Annotated in this window: 8 protein-coding genes; 6 read left to right on the top strand and 2 right to left on the bottom strand. The window is 37.7% G+C overall.

The window, feature by feature from the left end; all coding sequences use genetic code 11:
• Positions 1-218 precede the first annotated feature (218 nt).
• Positions 219-2,492 carry a helix-turn-helix domain-containing protein gene (locus ACRDEC_RS05590; protein ID WP_431497347.1) on the top strand — a complete coding sequence of 758 codons (2,274 nt, stop codon included), beginning with the start codon at positions 219-221 and terminating at the stop codon, positions 2,490-2,492.
• Here ACRDEC_RS05590 and ACRDEC_RS05585 read toward each other — a convergent pair.
• Both ACRDEC_RS05585 and ACRDEC_RS05580 read right to left on the bottom strand, forming a co-directional pair.
• Positions 2,489-2,872 carry a DoxX family protein gene (locus tag ACRDEC_RS05585; protein ID WP_431497346.1) on the bottom strand — a complete coding sequence of 128 codons (384 nt, stop codon included), beginning with the start codon at positions 2,870-2,872 and terminating at the stop codon, positions 2,489-2,491. The two genes, ACRDEC_RS05590 and ACRDEC_RS05585, sit on opposite strands and share 4 nt — an antisense overlap.
• Before the next feature lie 4 nt (positions 2,873-2,876).
• A complete protein-coding gene (locus ACRDEC_RS05580; RefSeq protein WP_431497345.1) occupies positions 2,877-4,025 on the bottom strand; it encodes an ATP-binding protein in 1,149 nt (382 codons plus the stop codon).
• Positions 4,026-4,475: 450 nt separating this feature from the next.
• Between ACRDEC_RS05580 and ACRDEC_RS05575 the strand changes: the two genes are divergently transcribed.
• The 5 genes from ACRDEC_RS05575 (at position 4,476) to ACRDEC_RS05555 (ending at position 25,405) form a co-directional block, all read left to right on the top strand.
• A complete protein-coding gene (locus ACRDEC_RS05575) occupies positions 4,476-4,916 on the top strand; it encodes a hypothetical protein (protein WP_431497344.1) in 441 nt (146 codons plus the stop codon).
• 71 nt (positions 4,917-4,987) lie between these two features.
• On the top strand, positions 4,988-6,277 hold the full coding sequence (locus ACRDEC_RS05570) for a hypothetical protein (protein WP_431497343.1): 1,290 nt from the start codon (positions 4,988-4,990) through the stop codon (positions 6,275-6,277).
• Between the two features lie 140 nt (positions 6,278-6,417).
• A complete protein-coding gene (locus ACRDEC_RS05565) occupies positions 6,418-7,848 on the top strand; it encodes a gliding motility-associated C-terminal domain-containing protein (RefSeq protein WP_431497342.1) in 1,431 nt (476 codons plus the stop codon).
• Between the two features lies 1 nt (position 7,849).
• Positions 7,850-11,116, top strand: coding sequence for a PorP/SprF family type IX secretion system membrane protein (locus ACRDEC_RS05560; RefSeq protein WP_431497341.1), 3,267 nt, complete (start codon positions 7,850-7,852; stop codon positions 11,114-11,116).
• A 294-nt stretch (positions 11,117-11,410) separates the two neighbouring features.
• On the top strand, positions 11,411-25,405 hold the full coding sequence (locus ACRDEC_RS05555) for a T9SS type B sorting domain-containing protein (protein ID WP_431497340.1): 13,995 nt from the start codon (positions 11,411-11,413) through the stop codon (positions 25,403-25,405).
• Position 25,406: the final 1 nt, after the last annotated feature.

Here is a 25,406-nt window from a genome sequence, read left to right as displayed (position 1 = left end):
TTTGGAGCTGATTCCCGCTTTTTGCAGTATCTTTTCCCTTCGCCAGCACTTATTTAAAAAACGACGGCACATTCTGCAAAGGCTTCCGGAAAAAGGATACTTGCTGCAATCGGGGCTAGAACCTGTAATTCTTAGTTAATATATCGAAAATCTGAACGCTCTTTTATCTGTTTTCATTTGAAAAAAATCGATATTTTAGCCGAATATTTACAAGCCAAATGGAAAACCTATCTCAAGACGCCAAGTACACACTACAGTTCATCAATCAAACCCAACGGAATATATTTCTGACAGGTAAAGCCGGCACGGGAAAAACGACACTTTTACGGGAAATTATCAGCACCACGCACAAAAATGTTGTGGTGGTTGCTCCTACTGGAATAGCCGCTTTGAATGCTGGCGGTGTCACTATACACTCTATGTTTCAACTGCCATTTGCAGGGTTTATTCCGGATAACAGCGCACCGCAATTTTCAGATTCGGTTAGATTTGAAACCAAACAGACTTTGGCCAGACATTTCAAAATGAGCGGCTTAAAAAAGGCAGTCATCCGAAATATGGAACTTCTGATCATTGACGAAGTCAGTATGCTTCGTGCGGATTTGCTCGATGCTATTGATTTTATGCTGCAATCGGTTCGTAAAAAGAGAAGTCCTTTTGGCGGCGTTCAGGTATTATTCATCGGCGATTTGATGCAATTGCCACCGGTAATCAAGGATGAAGAATGGAAAACATTGCGCAATTATTACAACGGAAAGTTCTTTTTCCATTCACACGTAATTCAGTTAAATCCACCGCTATACATTGAACTTTCGAAGATTTTCCGTCAAACGGATGATGTTTTTATATCGGTTTTAAATCATTTGAGAAACAACCGGATTTCTCAGGAAGATCTTAGGGTTTTAAATCAGTATGTAAAACCGAGTTTTGACTTTCAAACCAACAAAGGTTATATCACACTGACCACGCACAACGCCAAAGCGGATGCTATGAATGCGAAAGCACTGGAAGAACTGGAAGGAAAAAGGATGAAGTTCAAACCTGAAATTACGGGTGATTTTCCGGAAAAAATTTACCCTGTTGAAGAGCATTTAGAACTCAAGCCTGGTGCGCAGATTATGTTTGTGAAGAATGATTTATCTGCCGAGAAAAGCTTTTTTAATGGTAAAATGGGCTTCGTCAAGTCCCTTTCTGATGAAGAAATCCTGGTTCATTTCCCTGATGAAAATAAAACGATTGAAGTTGAAAAATACGAATGGGAGAACATACGTTATTTCGTAAATCCTGATACCAAAGAAATTGAGGAAGAAGTTTTAGGCACCTTCGTCCATTACCCTATCAAACTGGCTTGGGCCATTACCGTCCACAAAAGCCAAGGACTGACTTTTGACAAAGCTGCGCTTGATGTTTCGCAGGTTTTTCTTCCAGGGCAAGCCTATGTGGCTTTATCGCGTTTGCGTTCGTTAGAAGGGCTTATTTTGCTTTCCCCACTACAAATGAATGGTATTTCAAACGATTTAGATGTAATGGATTATGCCGAAAATAAAGCCAACGAAGAAATTCTTGCCAGTTCACTGCAATTAGAAACAAGAAAATTTCTGCTGGAATTCTTAAAAGAGTCTTTCGATTGGAATGATTTGGCTCAGGAATGGAGAAATCATCAATTCAGTTACAGTGAAAAATCAGATAATTCGGAGAAATCAAAGCATTTTATCTGGGCAAAAAAACAAACCGGAATTATTTGGGAAATGCAGGATCCTGCCAGAAAATTTTTCAATCAGCTAAATAAACTTTTTTCGAGTGAATCTGTTGATTATCAATTTATTGAAGAAAGAGTTAATGCCGCCTATTCTTATTTTTTCCACCAAATGGATCAATTGGTTTATGAAATTTTGTGGAAGCTAGAAGAAGTAAAACGAATTAAAAAAGTAAAAGCATTTTATGATGAATTAACTGTTTTGGAAGAACTGCAGGTGAAAGCTGTTTTAAGATTGATGAAGGCCAAGTTGTTGGTAAAAACAATCGTTTCACAGGAAACAATTTGCAAAGAAAACCTGACTTCAAGTGAAATTAAAAGTTATAAAACCAATAAGTTAGAAAAAATACGCCAGGAATTCAAAAAGCAAAACAGTACACTGATTGATGAGGGCGATACTGTCGAACGCTATTCGAAGAAGGACAAAGCTGCAAAAGCACCTAAAAAAGCTACTGTTCAGGAAACGTATGAGTTATGGATGGAAAAAAACACGATCAAAGAAATTGCCGCCATCCGAAAACTTACACCGCAAACTATCGGCGGCCATATTGCAAAACTGATTGAAGCCGGCTCAATTCGGATTACGGAAGTCTTACCCGAAGATAAAATCCTTGCATTAACTGATGTTTTCAAAGATTACCACGAAGAAACGCTAAATCCTCTAAAAGAAAAATACGGTGATAAATTTACCTGGGATGAATTGAAAATGTTCAGAGCAAGTCTGAATACTGTTTAACTCAGCCAATATACTGCTAAAACTGCAGGGATGAAATAAATTGCTATCGTTCTGGCACCGTCATAATCTTTAGCAATTCGTTGTCCAAAAAGCAGCATTAATAAGGCAATACAAGAAACCGAAGCGCCATATTTCCCAAAAACCGTTCCTCCGCTTATTGAAATTTCAACAACGCCAGCAAGACATAAAATTCCTGCGATAATCTCTAAAACCAGCAACGTTTTTAGGGCCGGAGCAACTTTACCAGCCAGAAAAGTGCCTGAGAAATGCTCTGTTAACCAGGATAAATTTCCGTTGTAATCAGTATACTTATCGTAACCTGACTGTAAAAAAGTAATGGCTAAAAAAATCAAGATAAAAACGGCGGCTAGGTTTTCCATAAGCTTATTTTTTATGAATTAAACGGGTTAATTTTATTGATAAATCGGTTAAAATAATTTTAGCATTTCCATTGCGTTCAATATGATAAATAGCATCGGAAAGCTCATTAAAGATATCATTTATATTGTTTCCGTTGACAAAAGGCGCGAATTTTTCAAAACTAAAATTGGCGACAGACGGTTCGATATAAACTAATTTTTCTGTTTGATAATTTAAAAGCAGTGCCTGACGGAACATTTCAACACAAAAATGAAGGAATTTTTTTTGCGTTTCCCGGCCTAAACCGGCAATTTGTTCGCTCCAGTTAATCAAATCCTGTATTGCAGCGGCATTTCCTTTGGCCCTAAAAGCAGCACGAACCCATGTGACAAACCATTCTTCAAAAGGCAAATCATCATTTACTTCGTTACAAAATTGCAAAGCTTTATTATAATTCCCTTGTGATTTTCGGGCAATTTTCTGCGCTCTTTTCGGTTCAATATTTTGACTGTTTACAAGCGATTCGGCGATAGCATTTTCGCTTAAGCCCGAAAAATGAAGTACTTGACAGCGTGAACGTATTGTTTGTATGATGTCCTCTTCACTTTCGGTAATGAGGATAAACAGTGTTTTATCTGTCGGTTCTTCAAGCAGTTTTAATAATTTATTTGACGCGGCGATATTGATTTTATCGGCCATCCAAATGATCATAATTTTATAACCGCCTTCGTAAGCTTTGAGTGAAAGTGCCTTAACAATTTCCTGAGCATCTTCTACCCTAATCTCACCTTGTTTGTTTTGAACGCCTAACATACCGTACCAATCGAACAAACTTCCGTATGGTTTTTCGGTTAGGAATTGACGCCAATCAGGTAAAAAATCAAAGCTTTTTGGCTTCGATTTTACATCTTCAGTGGTTACAGTTGGGTAAATGAAGTGCAAATCCGGATGGGAAAAATGTTCAAATTTTAAGTTACAAGAGTCATTTCCGCCTGAGTTTTCAACACCGGTATTGTGGCACAAAACATATTGTGCATAAGCAATAGCCATAGGCAAAACCCCTGATCCTTCGGGACCTACAAATAATTGGGCATGTGGAATCCTCCCTAATGAAGCACTTTGAGTCAAGTGATTTTTTAAGTGTTCGTGGCCTACTATTTCGTTAAATCGCATATGCAAATATAGCTGAATGCTTTAATTTTATCAAAAAACCAAACTTTTTTACGATGTTGCTAAAAAATTGTATTAAAATTCCTAAAAAACGCAAAAACTAACGAGTTTAAATAAAAAACTACAATTAATTCAATAAAAACAGCTAATTATTAGGAAGTTATGAAATATTAATAATACATTTGCGCCCGATTAAGGGAAAAAATAATCGACAAAATGCACATTTATAATTTTTTTTTCATATTTTTAACAAAGTAAAATTTTTTGGCACGCTTTTCGCATGTTAGTTTAAAAAATACAAATGCATTTATTTTTTTGTTACAACATTTAAGTTTTATTTACAAGTGATTTTAAAAAAAATTACAAAAAAGTTATTAAAAACTTGTAAATTCAATTTAAAGGTATATTTTTGAACTATTAGAATTTTATTAATTGAAAATTAAACGAATTACCATGAAGAAAATTATCTTTTTAAGTCTATTTCTGATTTTTGCTGCAGGACATGATGTAGAGGCACAAAGTAAAAACAAACCTAAGAGCATAATAAGTACGGGCGCTTCAATGAGAAAATATCATGAAAAAAGTGAGCTAGAGACTATGCAAAAAGGCGCATTGCTAGATTTATATATTGAAAGAATTAAAGTACTTATTAACACTTTACCATACATCGCATTGACTACAAAACCAGGTATTACCATGCAAGATGTGGGTATTCCTGATAACTCTGAGAACAACAAAGCGTTGGATTCTCAAAGAGAAAACACAACAAATTTCCTTAACGCTACTGTTGAATTCCAAAGAACGATGATGCCATATTCCGATAAAGGAAACTTGATTTCATCTATATTGTACTACGAATCAATGTTAAAAGAATTAAACCAGCTTAATGAATAAGCAAAAAGTATTAATCTAAAATATTGTTATTTTGAAATAATTTTAGTTATTAACGTTCTAAATCTACCCCCATGAGAAACTTACTAAAAATTAAATGCTTGGCCCTGTTTGTGGTTTTTTCCGCAAGTGCTCAACAAGAAAAAGGAATTATTGGTGCTAGCAACTGGCTAAACAACTGGACAGAGTTTAAACCGGCAAAAACTGAATACAATGAGACAAATCAGATTTTGTATGGCAAAATAACTACGAACACAACCCTGTACAAAAAGAATACTTATCTTTTGCAAGGGCCGGTTTATGTAACTAATAATGCGATACTTACGATTGAACCAGGAACAGTTATTAAAGGTGACTTTGAAACAAGCGGTGCTTTGGTTATTACTAAAGGAGCTCAGCTTGTGGCAAACGGAACTGAAACAGATCCAATTGTTTTCACATCTAACAGACCATCTAAAAAAGAAGGAGATTGGGGAGGTATTGTTATTTTAGGTGATGGGCCAATCAATAAATTTGGTGGAGCTTCATCTTTAAATTACGAATTAGATCCTAGTCAAACTATTTACGGAGGGGCTAATCCACAAAGTAACTCAGGAGTAATCCGTTTTTTAAGAGTTGAATTTGCGGGTAAAAAAATCAAAGGGTACAAAGATTACAATGCTATTTCTTTAGCAGGTGTAGGAAATAAAACAGTTATTGAAAACGTAATGTGCAGTTTCGCAGCTGGAAATGCTTTCGAAATATTAGGCGGTGATTTAGGTGTAAAAAACTTAGTTACTTTACGCTCTAAAGGAGATGACATCAAAATTACTCAAGGAGCGCAATGCAGAATTGACAATTCACTGACTGTGAGACATTCTTATTATTCTTCTTCTTCAAGAGCAAGATGTATGAATGTTTCGTCTTATGACAAAAAAGAAGAGGCTGACTTTTCAAAAAATCTAACCAATGTTGTCGCTACAAACTGTACTCTTGTTAACAATACAACAGATTTAGGTGCTGACTTAGCAAGCGGATTGGTTAAAGAATGTATATTTGTTGCTGATAATACTTCATTCAGTTTAAAAAAGAGTGTAATTTCAGGGTTTAGCCCAGCAGTTATTCTTGACGATGAAATTAAACTTGACGGTGGAGGATTAAAGAAAATCAAATTTGAAGAAATGTATTTTAATAATTGTAAAGGAAACATTTTTGTTGAAAACACAACAAATAATGAGGATCTTGAAGATTATTATGGAAATAGTTCATTCTTCAACTTATACGAACACACACCTAATGCTGAAATGTTTATTGATAGCAATAAAGCAACTGGAACTCCAGATTTCAGAGTTAAAATAGGTAAAATCACTGCTTCAACAAAATAATAGCGCAAAGAAACTTTTTAGATCCATTAAGAGCTAAGCTTTTAATGGATTTACTGGGTTTTGCTTAATTTTAAGTGGTTTGATGCTTTGTAATTCGATTAGATTTTCTGTTTTAAGTAATAAATATAAATTGAGTGATTATGGAGGTTAAAATTAGAACGGTCATAAATAAATGTATTTTTTCGTTAGTTTTATTAGTCTTTTTTCCACAGACAAAAATATTTTCACAAATAGGCACACCTACCTATGCCTTTACTCAAATTTGTGCAAGTACAACCTTTAACTCATATACTGTAAATTTTACTTTTACAGGGAGTAATACTTTCGTTTTAGAAATGTCTGACGCAAACGGATCTTTTGTTAGTTTAACACCTATAACGATTCTTTCTTCGCAATTAGCAACCAGTCCGGGGAACTTTGTTTTTAAAGTACCAACAACAACGGCAGGTGCAGGTTATAAATTAAGAGTCAGAGGTACTTCTCCGGCAATTACAGGTTCAAGCACATCAGCATTCTCTGCTTATTTTCAGGCGTTTGACAAACCTTTCTACATAAATAATAAAATACAAACAGTAAGTATCTGTTCAGGAGGAAGTTTCACATTATCAATAGATAGTCCAACACCTTCTGATCCTTCACCAATTGTATTTCCTAGTCTTAAATACAAATGGTACAAAGGAACTACAGTAATTCCCGGTGAAATTGGAACTTCAATAAGTATATCAACTTCAGGTGCTTATCACGTTGAAATTGATTATGGCACATGTTCTACTCCAAGTTCTGTTACAAAATCGCAAGAGGTTACGGTAAATATTGTCGCTGCAGGTTCAAGTTTTACAATTACATCCAGCGGAGGTACAACAATTTGCCCTTCATCGCCAACAACTTTGAGCACAGCTCCTGGTTATTCTTACCAATGGTTTAAAGATAATGTGCTGATTGCAGGCGCCACATCAAACAGTTATATAACAGGCCAAGCAGGTGCTTATCATGTATTGGTTGGACAAGGCAGTTGCTCTTCGACTTCAAATACAATAACGTTAAGCACAACTAGTTTTAATGCTTCGATAGATGTTTTGGAATTACCTCAGGAGAATATAATGCTGGTTGGCGAAACAAAAACGGTAACAGTTATAACAAATGCCTCTAATCCGACATTCCAATGGTATTCTGGATCTACTCCAATTCCAGGAGAAACAAACAGTTCATTCAGTACTTCAACTGCGGGAACTTATAAAGTAGCAGTTACACAAACAACAGGTTGCACACTTACTAAAGAACTCTTTTTTAAATTTAAAGAAGGGGTAAATGCAGTTAACATTCCAAACGTAATAAGTCCAAATGCAGATGGTATTAATGATCTTTGGATTATACCACAAGAATACATTTCTGCTAACACAGAAGTATTGTTAATCAATGCATTAGGAGAAATTGCACTAAAAACAAAAAATTATCAAAATAATTGGCCAGAAAGTGCGTTAGAGTTCAAGTCTGTTAATCCGGTATACTATTATATCATAACAAAAGAGGGCGGTGAAGTTAAAAAAGGGTCTATAACAATTGTTAAGTAGTATGAAAAAAGGATTACTAAGTATTTTATTATTATGTTGTTTTATTGATAGGAACTATGCACAAACAGATGGCGTAGTTTCATTTGATGTACCTGCAAAAAATTCTTTAAAGTTTAATAAATTCTTAATAAATCCAACGTTTAGTTTTGTTAGAGAAGATGAATCATTCATCAACCTTCATAATAAAACGCAATGGTCTGAATTTGAAAATGCTCCTAAAGCCTATTTTGTAAGTTATTCCGGAAAATTCCGAGAGGACAATGGTATTGCTTTTGGTATTTTTAAAAGGAATTACGGTATTTTGACTTCTTTCGGAGCAGTCGGTAATTTTGCCCGGAATATCGCCATGTCAAACGATAATAACTTTACCTTCGGATTAAATCTTGCGTATCTGAACAGTGGCCTAAACACAGGAGATATCATTACAAATGATCTTACTGATCCTTCACTTCAAAACATTCCTAAAAACTCTCTTGTAACCATCAATCCGGGAATCAATTACAGTACTGCTGTTATGGATTTCGGATTATCTGCAAATAATATCTTCACTTACAATTTTAGCGATTCGGGATTAGTCTCAGAAGATCCTGCAAAAAGTGTCGCCGGTCATATCATGTACACGGGTTATATGTATAACTCAGGTTTTTTTGAAAACGCTAAATTTTCGACAATGATTAAAGGTGAAATGGCAAAAGACAAAACCATTCTCTCCGGATCAGTATTGTTTAATGCTCCTAGAGGAGGCTGGGTTCAGGCTGGTTATAACAGCCTTTATGGCGTTTCAGGAGGATTAGGACTTATTATTGCAAAAAAAATATCAATAGGATATACTGTTGAAAAGGGAATGGGGAATTTCTCAAATTTTGGAATTTCTCATGAAATTGTCCTTGCTTATAAAATAAAAGGCTATGGTGACTATGAAGATTACAAACCAATCGTAAAAGCAAGTAAAAAAACAAATCCTGGAGCAGCGGAGAAAAAAGTTGCCATAAAGAAAAAAACACCTGCTGAACTTAAAAAAGAGCGTGATGAACAATTAGCGCTTAAAGCAGAACAGGAAAGAGCTAGATTAGAGGAAGAACGTCTTCGTAAAGAAAAAGATTTGGCAGATGCAAGAGCTAAAGCAGAGGCAGATGCAAGAGCTAAAGCTGAAGCGGAAAAACTATTAGCTATCCAAGGAAGAGAAGCAGCTGAAGCCAGAGCAAAAGCAGAAGCAGAAGCAAGAATAAAAGCAGAACAAGATAAAGCCAAAGCTATTGCTGAAGCCGAGCGTTTGCGCAGGGAAAAAGAAGCGGCTGATGCCAAAGCAAAATTAGATGCAGCGGCCAAAGCCAAAGCCGATAAGTTAAAAGCGGATGCAGATGCCAAAGCACAAGCGGAAGCAGAACGTCTGCGACTCATAAAAGAAGCGGCTGACGCGAGAGCAAAAGTAGCCGCAGATGCGAAAGCCAAAGCTGATGCAGATGCCAAAGCTAAAGCGGATGCAGAAGCAGAACGTTTACGTCTTGCAAAAGAAGCTGCAGACGCAAAAACTAAGTCTGATGCTGATGCGAAAGCCAAAGCTGATGCAGAACGTTTACGCTTAGCGAAAGAAGCGGCTGACGCGAGAGCAAAAGTAGCCGCAGATGCGAAAGCCAAAGCTGATGCAGATGCCAAAGCTAAAGCGGACGCCGAAGCAGAACGTTTACGTCTTGCAAAAGAAGCTGCAGACGCAAAAACCAAGTCTGATGCTGATGCGAAAGTCAAAGCTGATGCAGAACGTTTACGCTTAGCGAAAGAAGCAGCAGATGCGAAAGCAAAAGCAGACGCTGATGCCAAAGTGAAAGCCGATGCTGACGCAAAAGCTAAAGCTGACGCCGAAGCAGAACGTTTACGTCTTGCAAAAGAAGCTGCAGACGCAAAAACCAAGTCTGATGCTGATGCGAAAGCCAAAGCTGATGCAGAACGTTTACGCTTAGCGAAAGAAGCAGCAGATGCGAAAGCAAAAGCCGACGCTGATGCAAAAGCTAAAGCTGACGCCGAAGCAGAACGTTTACGTCTTGCGAAAGAAGCAGCAGATGCGAAAGTCAAAGCCGACGCAGAAGCTAAATCACAAGCTGATGCTGAAAAAGCACGTTTAGCGAAAGAAGCAGCAGATGCGAAAGCCAAAGCTGATGCTGATGCAAAAGCTAAAGCTGACGCCGAAGCAGAACGTTTACGTCTTGCGAAAGAAGCAGCAGATGCGAAAGTCAAAGCCGACGCAGAAGCTAAATCACAAGCTGATGCTGAAAAAGCACGTTTAGCAAAAGAAGCAGCAGATGCGAAAGCGAAAGCTGATGCAGAAGCCAAAGCCAAGGCGGATGCTGAAGCAGAGAAATTACGTCTGGAAGCGGAAGCCAAAGCGAAACTGGACGCTAATAAAACCGCAGAAGATAAACAATTAGACTACTTAAGCCAAGTAATTGATGATTCCAAGAAAAACCAAAGCGAATCATTGGCTAGACTTGACTCTATCGCTAAATCTAAAGAAAATGAGCTTTTAGAATTAAGAAGAGTGAATGATTTGTCTGAGCAGGGAATTGTTTCTGAGGTTAAAGAGTACCAAAGTACATCAGCAGCAAACAGAGCACTTGAGGTATTAAAAGCTGAAATTGAAGAAAACAATAAAAACACTAATAATTTTATTAGCGAGTACGAAAAACTTTATAAAGAAAGAATTATAAAAGTACCGAATAAGAATGATATAGTTAATCAGAATTACCTTAAAACAATCAACCAGTTAAAAGCTGAAAAAATCGCTACTGATAAGAGAAATGCAGATTTATTAGCAAAACTGGAAAGAATTAAAACGGAAACGGATATAGAGAAAAAACGTAGAATCAAACAGGCTAAATTTGATAATAATCAAACTAAATACCTAAAAGACAGAGAAACGTTAAAACAAATTAAATTAGCAACGACTCCAAACAGTAAGGTTTATAAACCGGAAGATTTTGATTTTGGTGAGGAAGATTTGTCTAATATGCAGATTGTTAAAAACATCGAAAACATCGATAAAGGATTCTATCTGGTTGTTGCAGCGCATAAAGACGAAGTAAAACGTGATGCTTTCATTAAAAAAGCAATAGAATCCGGACAAACGAATATTGATTTCTTTTATAATGTGAGTACAAGTACTTATTATATTTATTATCAAAAATTCAGTGATATCCAAGATGCCACAAGAGCTAACGAATTAAAAGGAAATAAGCCATACAACGGAAAAATGGTAATTGTGAAGGTAGAATAACATTAAAAACGATTAACATTTTTTTAGAGAGAAAAAAAATCCTAAAAAAATGTTAATTGAAATAAAAATATAAATAACTTTAGTCCCCATTAAAAAATCAAAGCCAATGAAAAAGGTTTAAGTTTTATACGGTTTAAAGAATTAAAAAATATAACAGAGCCGAAGTAAATTCAAACCTGTTGTTTGACGGATAATTATTATTGAAAAAATGGAAAAATTGCCCCAATCAATTACTACTAAATTCAATTTCACAAGCATTTTCAGGAATGGAGATTGTTTAAATATGCTACTACTATGAGAAAAATTACGTTCATTAAAAAGGCCTTAGTTGCTGTAATGTTTTTATCAAGCATTATCTCATACTCTCAAAATCACAAGGCGTTTACTCCTCGATTTGACCAAGATGTCAGAGGGGATATGTTGCTTATAGGGAACAATATTTTAAATAGAGATACAGCTACTAAGGATCCTAACGATCCGTATAGTGGAAATGATATTTCCGGAGCGGAGTATAATTCATCATTTACTATGAATTATATCGATATTGATTCTGATCCGGCAACTTTTAACTCAAGTAGTGCAAACTTAGTAAGTCCTAGACCTGCAGGACCCAATCAGAATTGCTACAAAATTATTTATGCGGGTCTTTATTGGGGAGCCATTCTTCAGTCATCGACACGAACGGATATTAATAAAGTAAAGTTTAAATTGCCTACCGGCGGATATAATGATATTACCGGTCAGATAGTTTATGATTCGGACACTACACCTTTTTCGAGTGATGCAGCTAAACCGTACGCCTGTTATGCTGACGTTACAAGTCTAATAGCGCCATTAGCAAATCCGGTGGGTACTTATACTGTTGCTAATGTAACATCAAGTCAAGGGTTGTTAGGAGGAATTGGTCTATGTGCAGGATGGAGTTTGATAATTGTCTACGAAGATCCAACACTTACCAGTAAATCAATTATTACGTATGATGGATTTAGTGCTATTGGGGGTACTACTACACTTGATATAGCAATTAATAATTTCAGAACGATTCCGTCAGGACTGGTAAAAGCAAAATTTGCAATGAGCTCCCTGGAAGGAGACGAGGCTATTACAGGAGATTACTTAAGAATAAATGGATTCAATCAATCTACTGCAGAACGCCCAACAAATAATTTTTTCAACAGTACAATTACTGATACCGGTGGATATTTTACAAACAGGACTCCCAACAGTAGCAATACCCTTGGGTTTGATGCAGGAATTTATAGTGTAAACAACCCCCCCTCGATCCCATTCCCCGGCGGACAGGTAATACCCAATAATGCTATCTCGGCCAATATTACGTTAGGTACAAACGGAGATGCTTATTTTTATTATTTTACTGCTTTTGCGGTAGATATTATTGCTCCTGAGATTTTACTGACCAAAGATGTACAAGATGCTATTGGAACTCCAATCGGAGGGACTCCGGTAAATTTAGGACAGCAATTAAATTATATAATCGGTTTTGAAAATGTTGGAAACGACCCGGCAACATCTTTTACCATAAAAGACGTTCTGCCTCTTAATATAACATTTAACTATCCTGCCGATTTAGATATGTCGCAAGCTCCGGCTGGAACGACACATACCTATGATCCAATTACGAGAACGCTGGTATTTACCATACCAAATGATGCGCCACCAGCAGTAGATCATCAGCATTATCAGATAAAAATTAAAGTGCAGGTGGTAACCACTTGTCTGGAATTGGCGGATGCCTGTTCAAATCTTATCAAGAATCAGGCATTTGCTACTTATACAGGAACGGACAATACAAATGTATTTTCTGATGAAGGTAGTATAGCTGATTTTGGAGTTTGTGGTCTTGGGACACCTGGGTCTACAAACTTTCTTGTTGGTTTAGAAGATTGTAGCTTTGTAAGAAGCGAAGTATTGTGCGGTACAAACATAACTTTAACTGCTGCAAACGGATATCAATCTTATACTTGGACTGGACCCGGACCAATTACCCCGGTTGCAGGAACAAATAATCAATCAGTAGTAATAACACAACCGGGAACATATGTTGTTCATACTACGATTGCCAATTGTTTACCAATTACAGAGACAATAAATGTGATCACTTATGGTGCAGCGGTAACAAACCCCGTTCTTCCTTATGCTGATCAAATTGTTATTTGTCCTAATGATGGAAAAGAATTGCCAAACCTATTTTTATGTGGTGTAGGTGATTCACAATTAATCCAGACAAATATTGCCGATGCGATTTCAATTTCATGGGAACAGTTAAATACAGCTAGCTGTGCAGCTGTTGTCAATCCAAACTGTGCTAATGAAAATACAGCATGTACATGGACTCAGGTTGGAACAGGATCTAATTATACTGTAACAACAGCGGGCCAATACAGAATCGTGATTAATTTTCAGGGAGGTTGTCAGCGTATTTTCTACTTTAATGTTTACCAAAATCTATTAAATCCGACAGTTGTTCCTAGAGATATTATTTGTACGACTCAAGGACAGATTACTGTTAATAATGTTCCTGCAGGATACGAATATAGCTTAAGCCCGACCGGCCCATGGCAGGCATCAAATATATTTACTATTGCTACTGCAGGGGTTTATACGGTTTACATTAGACAGATTGGTGTTGTTGGAGGATGTGTTTTTACAGTACCGAACATTCCAATACGTGCAAGAAATTATACAGTAACTTTTACGGTAACGCAACCTTTGTGTTTTGGTGAAAGAGGAAGCATAAATTTAGTTGCAAATGATGGAAATCCTCAGTATACTTTTACTATATCTCAAGGGGCCACAGTGATAAACAGTGTTGGACCTATTGCAGCAAGTAATTATACTTTCCCAAATCTTAATCCTGGAAACTATACCTATACGGTAACAACTCAGGACGGATGTATTGGAACAGGTAATTTTACAATCAATAACCCTCCGGTGTTAACCGTTACTGCTGCTTTAACAAAGCCATTAACCTGTACCGATGGTGAGATAACAATTTATCCGGTTGGCGGAACTGCTCCTTATCTGTTCTTTATAAACAGTACAACGGTCTTTCAGGCAACGCCTCAATATACTGTTTCAACACCAGGTGTTTATAATATCCAAGTTGTTGATGCTAATAACTGTACTGCCAATACTTCTATTACTGTTGCAAATAATCCTCCACCGGTATTTACAGTAAATCAGACTAATATTTTATGTTACGGAAGTACAACTGGAGCCATTAATTTTAATGTTACCAATCCAAATGGTTATACTCTTGGATATAGTATTACAGGTGGCGCACCGTTTACAACCAATCCAAATTTCACGAACCTAGCTGCAGGAACATACACAGCAGTAGTACAATACACTCTTTCCGGACAAACCTGTGTTACAAATCCACAAACTATTACTATCACTGAGCCAACAACTGCCTTGACTGCTTCAGGCGGAGTAGCAGCTGTAGCATGTGCATCTAATGGAGGGAACGGGATTGTTAGGATTACAAATGTTCAGGGAGGAACACCATTCCCTGGACCAAACCCTTACCAATATAACTTTGGTGCTGGTTACCAAAATTCTAACCAGGCAAATCTACCTCCTGGAACCTATACTATCTATGTAAGAGATGCGAATATGTGCGTATTCGCGATGACAGTGACTTTAGATCCTATTCCGGCAGATCCAACAATTTCAGTTGGCGCTCCAACATTTAATTGTAACGGAACAGCAACCAGTACGGTAACAGTAAATAATGGTACAAGCAGTTATACTTATACGTATTCCATCAATCCACCATTAGTTCCAGCACACGATCCGACATCGAACGTGTTTACTAATGTACCTTGCGGAAATTCAGTAGTTACAGTAAATTACACTTTAGTTTCACCACCAACATTCAGCAACTTATTGTTTGAAGATTTTGGAAATGGAAACGATACTACTTCTCCGGGTATTAACCCTGCTTATTGTTTTGAAAGACAAATCAACAATGCTGCTACTTGGTGTAAAACCGGACCGGCGATTGAGGATGGAGATTATAGTGTGACTAAAAAGATATTATTCCCTTATGGCGCTTGGTATCCATTCCTGGATCATACGACAAATGGAGCGAATCCAAATGCAAGATTCTTAGCTATTAATATTGGAGGAGTTGCAGGCGTTGGCGGAATTTTATATAGCAAGCCAATTGTTGACATTATTCCAAATCAAGATATTAAAGTTTCTCTTTGGGCGGCTAATTTATTGAAGATAGACCCTTCTAATACACAAAGCCCTCCAAATTTGACAATTCAATTGGTAAAAAATTTAGGATTGCCAACGCAAACAATTATTGCCACGACTAACACTGGAGATATTCCTAAATCGAATGCATGGATAAATTATAATTTGACCCTGAATCCGGGAGCCAATACTAATTTAAGTTTTGTAATAAGATCGAACATTGCGGTTACAAGTGGTAACGATGTAGTGATTGACGATATTAATGTTTTCCAATTGCCAGTAGCTTGTTTATCAACTAGAAACTTCCCAATAAACATTCCTTGCAATCAAGCTTTTACAGCTCAAGTGACAGGGCATAAAGACGTGAGCTGTGCAGGATTGAATGACGCAACAATTACAATTGCTGCTCAAAATTTCAATGCTGTAAATGGATTCCAGGCTTCTATGAATAATGGAGCAACTTGGAATACTTATTTTACATCTCCAGTAACAATTCCTGTTCCGGTAGGTTATCCAGGTTTTGTCTTAGTACGATTTGATGCTACTCCAACGAATTCTGCATGTAGTTTTAACTTGCCACAGGCAATTATCACACCAACTGCGATGAGCGCTTCAGCAACAGCTACAACAGTAACTTGTTTGACTAATGCTACTATTACGGCTTCAGCAACTGGTGGAACTCCGGCATATCAATATCAATTGACAAATTCTGGGGGAACAGTTATCGTAGCATATCAGGCAAGTCCGATATTTAATAACATTGCACCAGGAAACTATATTGTTGTCGTGAGAGATGTTAACTTATGTATTTCCAGCACAACAACCATTTCGATAGTGGCACCAACAAGACCTACCCTAACATTATCAGGAACATCTGATTTTTGTTATGATACTACCAATGGAGCAACTTTAGTGGTTACTGCAGCAGGTGGTGTGGGACCATATCAATATTCAATCAATGGAGGCCCTAATCAGCCAAGTAATACATTTGCCAATTTAATACCGGGAACGTATACTATTGTCGTTACCGATGCTTATGGATGTACGAATGCAGCGGCCTTTACACAAACGATTAATCCTCAACTTACTTTAGGTACAGTTTTAACCAAGGATTTGGATTGTACTGCTTCACCAAATGCGGTAATAACAGGAACAATCGGAGGAGGATATCCAGGTTATACTTATCAGGTTAATGTAAATGGAAGTGGATTTGGAGCAACCATTGCTGTTGTAGGATCTACGTTTACTTACTCAGCAGCAGCGGGAACATATCAATTCCAGGTAACAGATACCAGAGGATGTATAGTTCAGGCTGGAGCGGTTACTATTAACCCTCTTTCTTTGCCTACAGCAACTACAACAATAACGAATGTTACATGTAATGGACTAAGCAACGGAAGTGTTATAATTACACCAAGTTTAGGAACAGCGCCATATGTTATTAGTTTTAACGGAAGTCCATTTACTGCAACAACAACTTATAGCGGTTTACCGGCTGGTTCATATCCTTTCCAAGTTAGAGATAGCAAAAGTTGTATATTTAGTGGAAATGTAGTTATTACGCAACCTACTCCAATCACTGGTACAGCTACATTAACGACACAATATACATGTACTACAAGTGGAGTTATTACAGTTGGAAGCGTTTCAGGAGGAACGCCGGGTTATACTTACAGTATCAATGGTGTAACATTTGTGGCAGGTAATACATTTACCATCATAGCGCCTGGAACTTATACTATTACGATCAAAGATGCAAACGGATGTACATTTGTTTGTGCTCCTGTAACGGTTGCTCCTTTAAACCCACCAACAGATTTGAGTTTTGTTGGTACAGCTTTAAGCTGTCCTGCCAATACGTCGAATGTAACGTTGACCGTAACAGGATCAAACCCTGCTTATACTTATCAGATTACAGCTCCTGCAGGTTCAGTAACTGGTCCACAGGCTTCTAATGTGTTTAATAATTTAGCCCCTGGGACTTATACTTTCTTAGTTAGAGATTCTAAAAACTGTACCTATCAGGAGAATTATACAATAAATCCACTACCAGCTTTAAGCGTTACCGGAAGTGTAATTGCTAATGTTCGTTGTTTTGGAACTTCTACCGGATCTATTCGATTTGTAGTGTCTGGATCAACAGGATTTACTTATACAATAAATGGTGGTCCATCATTAGCAGGAGCATCACCAATCAATTTAACAAATCAACCGGCAGGTAGTTATACAATTGTTGTTACTAATACAGCAACTAATTGTACCGCTACAGCTACGGTAACAATATTAGGACCTGCAACAGCATTGGCAGCTCCTGTGACTACAAGTCCTATTACGTGTACTACAAACGGTCAGGCTGTTGTTAATGCGACAGGCGGTTGGGGAGGTTACACTTATGTAATTGCACCATCAGCAGGTGTAACACAATCAGGAAATACGTTTTCTAATTTAGTTGCGGGGAATTATACTATCACAACTACAGATTCAGGCGGATGTTCTGTTGCTACACCATTTACTATGGTAAGCCCTACTCCTCCTACAGCTTCGATTAATTTAGTTGCTTCTGATTTCTGTTATGATGGTACCAATGGTGCTACCTTAGTTGTAAGTGCTTCTGGAGGTGTTGCTCCGTATACTTATAACATTAATGGAGGTGCTTTCCAGGCAAGTAATTCATTCGGTCCGTTAACTCCTGGAAATTATACTATTATTGTGAGAGATTCCTTCGGATGTACGGTTACTTTACCGGTTCAGACGATCAACGCACAACTTACTTTAAATACTGTTTTAACCAAAGACTTAGACTGTACTGCTTCACCAAATGCGGTGATTACAGGAACTATTGCCGGAGGTTACCCTGGTTATACTTATCAGGTGAATATCAACGGAGGTGGATTTGGAGCAGCGGTTGCTGTTGTTGGATCTACGTTTACTTACTCAGCAGCAGTAGCGGGAACATATCAATTCCAGGTAACAGATACCAGAGGTTGTATAGTTCAAGCTGGAGCGGTTACTATTAACCCTCTTTCTTTACCACAAATTACTTCAGTTACTCAAACCCAACAAATATTATGTTTCGGTGAGAGCACGGCAGCAATTAATATTGTTATAAATACAGCCGTTGGAACAGCACCGTATGTTATTAATGTATTTAATAACACGACTTCAACAAATTATGGTACACAAACATCCGGATTACCAGCAGGTAATTATACAATAACAATTACAGATGCTAAATCGTGTACTGATACTGAAGTAATAGTTATCGGTCAACCAAATCAAATTGCTTTCAACGCTGTTGTTAATCCGATTACCTGTGCAGCAGGAGGAACAGCTCCTGGATCTATTTGTGTCGATACACTTACAGGAGGAACAGGACCATTTACTTATACATTAACAGATTTAACAGGAGGTAGCCCAGCACAAGTGTTTGTTACAGCATTACCGGTTAATCACTGTTTTATTGGTTTAGACTTTGGTCTTTATGATTTAAGTGTGGTTGATGCGAATGGATGTACATTGGTTAAATCAAACCTTGTACTTTCTTCTCCACCTAATGATTTGACATTTGTTATATCTCCTTCAATTGTTTCATGTGCATTGGGAGGTCAAGCGGTTGTTACTGTTGTGCCAGCTATAGCAGGAGGACCTTATGTGTTTGGAATTTTAACTTCTCCAATCCCACCATATGCAGCGATATTCCAAGCCGCGGATGCAGGCTTCCCTTTACAGTCTACATTTACAGGTTTGACACCTGGTGCGGTGTATACTTTTGTGGTTCAGGATACAACTACAGGATGTTATTATTTTGAACAATCAACCGTGCCAATTCCAACGAATTCAACATTAACCAATAGTATTACTACGGTTAATAATGTAACATGTATTGGTAGTGCAGATGGTTCGGTTTCATTTACGTTCAATAATTATAATTCAACAACGACATCGGTATCTTATATTATTACCAATGCGTCAAATAATTTACCAACAGGTATTTCAGGAACTACACCTATCGTACCTCCTGGAGTTGTAGCGCCACAAACGGTTTCTAATTTAGGACCATTGGCCCCTGGAACGTATACAATTCAACTTACGGAAAACGGAGGTACAACAGCAGGTTGCGGAATTACATCTGCTAGTTTTACAATTACTGAATCAGCTACGATGTTAACATTAACAGCTTCAGCGACTAAAAATGACAATTGTAATGTAAATGCTGGTCAGATTACAGCTGTAGCTAGCGGTGGAACGGCTCCATATACTTATCAATTCTTAGCATCAGGTAGCCCTGCACCTACAGCTGCATCAGCTGGATGGATTGCATCTAGTACTTTCAATGCAGAATCAGGAACCTATGATGTGTATGTAAAAGATGCGAATGGCTGTATTAAAACAGTTACTGTTGTTATAGGATTAGATCCAACTCCAGTTATTGCTGCAGTTGTTGATGATGCGTGTGTGGCTGAAGGAAGCTTTGAGATCAATGTGACCTTGATTACACCAGGAGTTGGGCCATATACGGTTAGTGTTGATGGTGGAGCTTACGTTGCACAGACTTTCCTTTATACAATTTCAGGGTTGTCATCAGGACCACATACAGTTCAGGTTAAAGATTTTAATGGTTGTGGAAATTTAGTAAATGTTACTATTTTGGCGCCAATGACCGTATCTGCGGCATTTACGACGCAACCAACTTGTTTAAACAGTGACGGAACAATCACCGTAACTGCTACAGGAGGTTCTGGAAATTATGCTTATACTTTATTAACAAGTGCTTCAGTGGTAATTACAGGCCCACAAGCAAGTAATATTTTTGCAGGTCAGCCAGCAGGAAATTACATCATTAGAGTTAGAGATACTACTACAGGATGTATTACTGAAATTCTATTCAGCCTTGTTGCGCCAACTGCCGTTACATTTACTACTGTAACACAACCAGTAAGCTGTTTAGGTGATTCTAATGGAACAATAACTGTTAATTTATCGGCTGGAAATAACAATCCATCTTATACATATCAAATTACTGCACCAGCTGGTTTTGCCACTGGGCCTCAATCTTCTAATGTATTTACAGGATTGCCAGCAGGGATGTATACTATTGTTGTAACTTCTGGAAGAGGATGTACAATGACAGATAACAATGTTATCATTACGACACCTACAGCAGTATTTGCTTCAGGTAATGCATCGCCATTTACTTGTGCAGGAGATAATTCAGTGAATGTTTCTGTTATTACAGTAAACGGTGCAGGAGGAACTCCGACGTACACTTACAGTATTGATGGTGTGAATTACCTTACTTCAAATACTTTCAATGTAACAGATACAGGAGCGGTTCAAAACATAACAGTATATGTTCAGGATGCTAATGGCTGTATTGATACCGAAGTAGTGGTTGTAAACCCATTACCGGCATTTGTTTCAGCAACAGTTGTTAAGGATATACCGATTACTTGTATTAATCCGGAACAGGTTCATATCGACGTTGTGGGAGGATCAGGTACTTTTACCTTCCAGCAATTGCCTGCCGGTGCTCCTCAAGTTTCTAACGTATTTATTTTATCAGCACCAGGAACTTATTTCTTCCAGGTAAATGATACAACAACTGGATGTTATATAGCAACAGTTGCATATACAGTTGCACCATTCAATACCATTGATGTGGTTGCAACAACTACAACAGCAGTTAGCTGTTTTGGTAGCAGTGATGGAGCGATTAGCGTTAACGTTACAGGTTATGCTGGTTCATATTCTTATATTGTTTACGATAGTGCTAGTAATCCTGTTCTTTCAGGTGTTGGAAATACAGCAGTAAATCCACTTGCAATTGCAGGTTTAGCCGCTGGAGATTACACAGTTGAAGTGACTGAAACGCAATTAGGAAGTTCTTTATGTGTTAAAACATCTAATGTGGTAAGTGTTAGTTCTCCAAGTACAGTGGCATTGGCTATTGTTTCAAACATCAATGCAAACTGTAATACAGGAGCTCAGGTTTCTGTAATAGGTTCAGGAGGAACACCTGCATATACTTATGCTTTTGTTCAGGATGGAGCATTACCTGTTCTGACGGATTATACAGCTTCAAATTCTGCTGTATTAAATCCAGGAACTAATACACAATGGGACGTATATGTTAAAGATGCAAATGGATGTTTCACCTTTATTGATGTGACAATTGCAACTGACCCAATGCCAACGATAACACTTCCGCCTTTTGCAGCAGATCAATGTACTTCTGCAGGAACTAGTTTCACTTTTACAGCTACAGGCACTGGAATTGCACCATTAACGTATTCTATTGGTGGAGTGTTCCAATCAAGTCCAATATTTGTTGTGAGTGCTTCTGGAACTTACACAGTAACTATTAAAGATGGTAATGGATGTACTGCTACTGCGCCGAGTATCGTGATTTACCAATCATTAGGAATTACTCCGGCAATCACGGCTCTGACAAGTTGTGCTAATAACGACGGACAAATTACAGTTGCAACTAACGGAGGTTCAGGAAACTATTCTTATGCTATCAACCCTAATGTAGGAACGTTGCTGGGAAATGTATTTAGTAATCTTCCTTCAGCAACATATACTATTACAGTTACGGATGTTACGACAAATTGTACCAAAGATGTAACTGTAACTCTTGATGCAGCTACACCGGTAACATTTAGCACTAGTACAACGCCAGTTACTTGTTTTGGTGGAAGTGACGGAACAATTACTGCAACTTTATTAGCAGGAAATAATAATCCGACATATACTTACCAAATTAGCGGACCTGTAAATGTTGGAGCTCAGTCATCGAATGTTTTCTCTGGATTGCCTACAGGATCTTACACTGTTCAGGTCAATTCTGGAAGAGGATGTTCTGCAACAGCCATTGTAAATGTTATCCAGCCAGCAGTTGTGTCTGTTCCAGCTGCTACTGTTACACAGTTCGGTTGTTCTTCCGGAACTAATGCCACTAATTTTGCAACTATTACAGTTTCAGGAGTTACAGGCGGTTCAGGAACATACACTAACTATGAATTTATTTTAGGTGGTGCAACAGTTCAATCCGGAGCTAGTAACGTTTACACGGTTACTAACTTAACAGGAGGTACTTATACCATCAATGTATATGATAATAATGGATGCGTTGGATCTACAACTGCGGTTATCAATCCTTTCGTTTCTATTTCTAACCCAACCGTTAATGTAACAAGCCCAATTACTTGTACTTCACCAGAAGATATTACGGTAAGTGTTACAACAACAGGAGGAACAGCAGTATTGAGTTATACCATTAACTCGATACCAGCAGGATTTACACAAACAAATAGCACAGGAGTATTTACTGGTTTACCTATCGGAGATTATTCGATTACAGTTACTAATACTACTACAAATTGTAGTGTAGAAACGATTCATTATGTATTTGATCCAAATACGTTTGGATTGACGGTAGCACCGATTACTAGTGTAACATGTGTTGGCGGTAATGAAGGAAGTGTTACTTTAACTATTGTCGATAACGATTTGACTCCAACTGACGATGCAGGGCCATTTAGTTATACTGTTACGAACAATACTACCTCTACTAGTATCACTGGAAATAGTGCGACAGCTGGACCAACATTGATAAGCGGATTGACTGCTGGCGTTTATACGGCAACACTAATATTGACAAACAATCCTCAATGTCCGGTTACGAACAATTTTACCATTGACGAACCTTCAGCGGCCTTGGCCTTGGCATTAACAAATACACCTATCACGTGTATCGCAGGAAATAATGATGGAAGTATCACAGCGTTAGGAAGCAACGGTTGGGGTGGACCATATGAGTACCAATTAGTTGGACCGGTAAATGTGGCTTATTCAACGGTTAATGTATTCAACAATTTGACACCAGGTAATTATGTTGTTAATGTTAGAGATGTTAAAGGATGTGTGGTATCAGGAAATGTAGTATTGTCAATTCCGGCACCAATTGGCGTAGTAGTAGCGGCAGGAGCAACTCCAATTGCATGTTTTGGTGATTACACTGGCTCAATTACAATTTCTTATCCTACTGGAGGTCAGGGAAGTAATTATACTTACCTTTTGAATACTACCAACCCACCAACTACTTCAGGACCTAATATTATTCCTGTTGGAGGATTAACGATTAACGGATTAGGAGCAGGAACATACAGTGTAACTATTAATGATGGTTTCAATTGTAGTTTTACTTCAGCTAATGTGGTAATTAACCAACCGGTGATCGTAGGAGCTACATTATCTGTCTCTGCAACTCCTACATGTACTGGAGATACTGTTTTAACTCTAACAGCTTCTGGAGGAACTGCTCCTTACACTTATAGTGCGGATAATGTTACGTATAGTGTTGCAACATTCAATCCGTCAGTGAACATTAATTTACCAGCAGGCACGACGGGTGTATATCATTATTATGTTAAAGATGCAAACGGATGTTTAAGCGCTATTTCTAACGATGTTCAAATCGATCCGTTAACACCGCTAAATATTACACTTGTTACTGAAACGGATATCCTTTGCGGAGGTAGTAATACAGGATCTATTTCAGTTACAGCTCAAGGAGGATTAGGTAATTATATCTTTACTTTACTTGATGGTGCTGGAAATCCTGTAGCGGGTGCAACGCAAGTAACACCTGGTAATTTCATAAATCTGCCAGCAGGTAACTATTTAATCAGAGTGAACAGTGGAGATTGTGTTTTCACAACTCCTGCAGTAATAAGCATTACTGAGCCAACTCCATTAAGCGTAACACCAACATCAATACCGGTGAAATGTAATGGAGGAAACGACGGAGGAGTTAACTTGGTTATAGCTGGAGGAACAGGTACAATCCAATATGCAATTTCACCTAATTTGGATCAATTTATTACGATTGCTAACCCTTATGCTGTAGGTGGATTTAATATTCCAAATCTAACAGCAGGTAGTTATACTGTGATTGTTCAGGATCAAAACGGATGTTTCATTCAGTTTAATAACGTTGGTATTATTCAACCTCCTATCTTAACCTCAGCAATAACAGCTCATATTGATGAAGATTGTGCTGAAGACAATAACGGTTCACTTACAGTTAGTAATATAGGTGGTGGAACACCTCCATATACGATTTCTTATAACGTTATATATCCTGGCACTACGACGCCAGTTGCAGGACCAGTAATTGCATTGGCTTCAGGAGTAACCGCGCACACATTTACTGACTTAAACGGAGGAGTTTATACAACTGTGATTACCGATGCTAATGGTTGTAAATCAGACCAGCAACAAGTAATTGGCAGTGGTGTTTTATATGATCCACATGCTGAAGTTACTTTCCCTTGTGTTGATAACGCACCAGCAGTGAACGTTGTAGTATACAACTTGAGTAATCCACCATCAAATGCATTTAATCCTTTATCAGATTTTATGTTCTCACTTGATGTAAATGATGTAAATGTAGCTCAAGCAAGTAATGTATTTACTTCTGCTGCAAACCCAAGCTTGTTGACACCTGGTAACCATATTATTTATGTTTTCCATCCAACAGGTTGTGATAAAGCAACACAGCAGTTTACAATTACTGCTTCTGATGTTGATCCGTTAACGTTAGTATTGTCTCAAGGAGGACTTAATGAGATAGTTGCAACAGCAACTGGTGGTTCTGGAGGATATACGTATACATTTAATGGCTTCAACAATGGAACTGATAATACTTTCGTATATGAATCAACAGGAAATTATACCGTTACCGTTACTGACAACAGTGGTTGTAGTGTGACTTTAACACAACCGTTCGAATTCATTCCAATTTTCATTCCAAACGTATTTACTCCTAACGGAAACGGTGGAAATGATGTTTGGGGACCTACAAATACTTCAAACTACAAAAACCTGACGACTGACATTTATGACAGATACGGAAGAAAAGTAGCAGAATTGAAAGAAGGCTACTTCTGGGATGGTAAATATGAAGGTAAAGAATTGCCTTCAGGAGATTACTGGTATGTTGTTAAGGTTGATGGTAACAATGATAAAGAGTATGTGGGTCATTTCACATTGTATAGATAAT

The sequence above is a fragment of the Flavobacterium sp. genome, assembly GCF_050696275.1.
GTDB lineage: Bacteria > Bacteroidota > Bacteroidia > Flavobacteriales > Flavobacteriaceae > Flavobacterium.
Note: the sequence above shows the minus strand (reverse complement) of the source record. Positions and strands in the feature narration are given on the sequence as shown.